The 3381-nt window shown below is 32.1% G+C and carries 2 protein-coding genes; both read left to right on the forward strand.

Going from position 1 to position 3381, the window contains the following annotated elements; all coding sequences use genetic code 11:
* Positions 1-1022 (forward strand): flagellar basal body rod C-terminal domain-containing protein (locus SVN78_09615; GenBank protein MDY6821861.1); only part of this gene is annotated, 1022 nt, incomplete at its 5' end.
* Positions 1012-3381 (forward strand): hypothetical protein (locus tag SVN78_09620; protein MDY6821862.1); only part of this gene is annotated, 2370 nt, incomplete at its 3' end. The genes SVN78_09615 and SVN78_09620, both read left to right, overlap by 11 nt.

Genomic DNA, 3381 nt, shown 5'->3' on the forward strand with positions numbered 1-3381 from the left:
TTGGTAATAATCCTCTAGTCGAGGGTTCAGTTAGTAACCAATTGATTTTAAAGGAAAATAGCGAAAACTACTATGATATATTTATAGGCAATAAAAAATATGGTGAGAATATAAATATAACAAATAGTATTAAAGCTGGAAAGATCAAAGGTGAGCTTGAACTTAGAGATAATTATTATAAAGAATATGCAGATAGATTAAACAATTTAAAAGAAGCCCTTATTTTTGAAACAAATAAGATATATACAACTGGCTATGGGGAGTCTTACTTTAATGTCCTAACATCAGCAAAAGGAGTTTCATCTAAAGAGGCTAAGCTCACCTATGATCCTATGATAGGAGATAAAATACAAAAGGGAACAATTCAATTTAGTATTTTTGATAACAGTGGTAATTATATAGACGATGTTTCTATAAATATAGATCCGACTGTGGATTCCCTAAGTAGTGTTGTTGATAAAATAAATGAGGATAAAAATATACCCATTCACGCTTCAATAACTGTAGATGGAAAATTGCAGGTTAACGGTGAAGAGGGCTATAGCTTTGCAGTTAAAAATGATACAACTAATTTATTAGCTGCTCTTCAATTTAATGCCTTTTTTGTTGAAGATCCAAGTGGAGAGATAAAAGTTAATGATCTTATCAAAGAAAATACGAATTATTTAAATACCCACTCCTTTATCTCTTCAGGGGATAATTCCAATGCCTCATTATTGGCAAATCTAAAATATAAAAATATTGAATCTTTAGATAACCAGACTATTGAGGGCTATTATACAGTTTTATCTACAAAAATTGCCTCAGATACCTCTAAAACAGAATCTTTTAAAAGCACAAAAGAGTATTCTGTAAAGCAGATGGAACTTAAATTAGATGAGGTTAAAGGTGTCTCTTTAGATGAAGAATTTATAAATATGTTGAAATTCCAAAAGGCTTATGAGGCTAATGCCAGAATGGTTACAGCAATTGATCAGATGATGGATACAATAATAAATAATATGGGTATTGTTGGTAGATAATATGAGGGTGACTTTTAATACATTTAATTACAAGAATTTAGAAAATATTAACAGAGACCTTAACAATATATTAGATGCAAGCGAGAAGGTATCAAAGGGCAGAAATCTCATTGATCCAGAGAGTGATCCCATTAATTACTCAGATGCAATAGCTACACAGAGAACAATAGATGAGGCTAAACAATTTCAAAGGAATGCTGAAAATGCAAAACTATGGATAGATAACTCAATAAATGAAATAGATGGAATGCATAGTATAGTCTCCACACTTAGAAATGATAAATTAGTTCAGGCTCTCAATGTTTCGCAAGATGCAGATTCAAGGAAGTTGATTGCCGAAGAGGTTGATACTGCCATAGATGAGCTATATTCCCACGCTAATGCTAAATACAATGGCAAATATATTTTTGCAGGCAGTAATACTGATAGTCAACCCTTTGTTAGAAGTAATCAGGTAGTAGAAGTATACCAGAATAGTGGTAACTTTAAGCTGTTAAACAGTAAAGTCAGCGGTGATCTAAATGAATTAGAAGAAGGCACATACACAATGAAAATTGAACAAAATGGTACCACTGTTAGAATAAGACTTTATGATGCAGAGGGCAAATTGGTTAACATAGATACAAATGGCAGGGATGATTCAGGTAATGGAACAAACTATCTTGCAAAGGAGCTAGTCGTAGAAAATAAGCCAGGTAATGTTGTTGATACTGGTGTTGGTGTTAAAGTGGAATTACCTGAAGAATTTGAAAGTGGGGAAATTAGGTTTCATTATACTCCAGGTTATAAAATTCAATATAATGGTGATGATAGAAAGGTTAGCTCAAATATCGGGTATAATCAGGAGATTACTCTTAATACTCCTGGCAGTGATATACTATTGCCCCAGGAAAAAACAGCAAAAAGCAGTAATGTAATCACAGTTAATGGTATCCCTGCTGATGAAAAAGCAAAATTTCTAAATTTAGATAACGCAAATGTTACATTAGGGGATTCTATATATGTTAAGGGCACAGATCATAATGGTTTGATAGTAGGATCAGCTAGGGTTTATGCTCCTAACAATGTAGAATATGATTTATCAAATGCATCTGTAGAAGATAGGACATTAACTATACTTTACGGCGATTATACATATAAGATTACCGCAGATCAAAAAGCTTATAGTAATATTGATGAATTAGTTTTCGATTTGAACGAAAAACTTGATGAAAAAGGACTCTCTGAGGAGATAGAGGTAAGAAGCGATGGAGAAAGATTACTATTTACTACAAAAAGTGCTGGAAATGCCGTTTATCTTGGGATTAAAGGAAGTAAAAGAGCTCTACTTGGTTTTAATAATACCTTAATTGACTCATATGGCAAGGATATATCCTATGAAATAGGTGATAAAAACGATACTTCCCTAGTTATTGATGAGCCCTTGTCAATTACCCATAATATTGCCTTTGAGCCAGATGAAACAACTATTTTGAATATTAATGGTAATGAGTTTAATATAAATCCAGATCTTAATAGTGATGGCAAGATTGATGAAAAAGAGGTCAGTGACTCAATTAAAGATGCCATGGATAAAATAGATCCATCTTTAAAGTTTAGATATAATGTTAATGTTAATCATTTGCGTAGAGATAATTATGAGGTTACAATTACTTTAAGGAATATAAATTACGATAGGCAAACGCACCTTAGTGTTGGTTATGTTGATGCAGATGGCGATAGTGATTATGAATCTAAATTTTATAGGCAAAATAATTATCCTCTTAATTATAATGATACCTTGGGCAATTTTGAGAAATTTATTGAAGAGCTATATGATGATACTGTAAATGCAAAACTAGAAGGGGGTTCTTTAGTTGTTCAAGATAAGAGAGGTGGTAAAAGTGCTTTTAGCATAGATTTGTCGGAGGGTAATGAAGGTATTAACCAGAATTTTAATCCAAATATTATGTTATTTGGCTCATATACGGGCACTAGTGACAAAACACTAAATATAAACATTGAAGATAAGCATTTAAATGTTACAGATAGTAATAATAGGTATATCATAAAAGATCTAGATCTAAGCAATTATAATGGTGAATATATATATTTAGATGATGGCATCTCGATAGTTTTAAAGGATACGTCAGATACAAATTTTAGTGTTAAATTAACAAATGGAAGCAAATTAGATTTTGGCGATATGACTATTACTAATAGCGGTTCTGGCGAGGATCTTTTTTTCACCCTTAATAATATAGAAGATGCTTTAAAATATAATATTGTAGAATATGGTATTAGCGAACCCAGCGCTTGGCAGTCAGAGACTTACAAATCTGAGGCAAAGCCCTTCTTGCAAGGTGAATTTAGTGGGAAC

Source organism: Deferribacterota bacterium (assembly GCA_034189185.1).
Classification (GTDB): domain Bacteria; phylum Chrysiogenota; class Deferribacteres; order Deferribacterales; family UBA228; genus UBA228.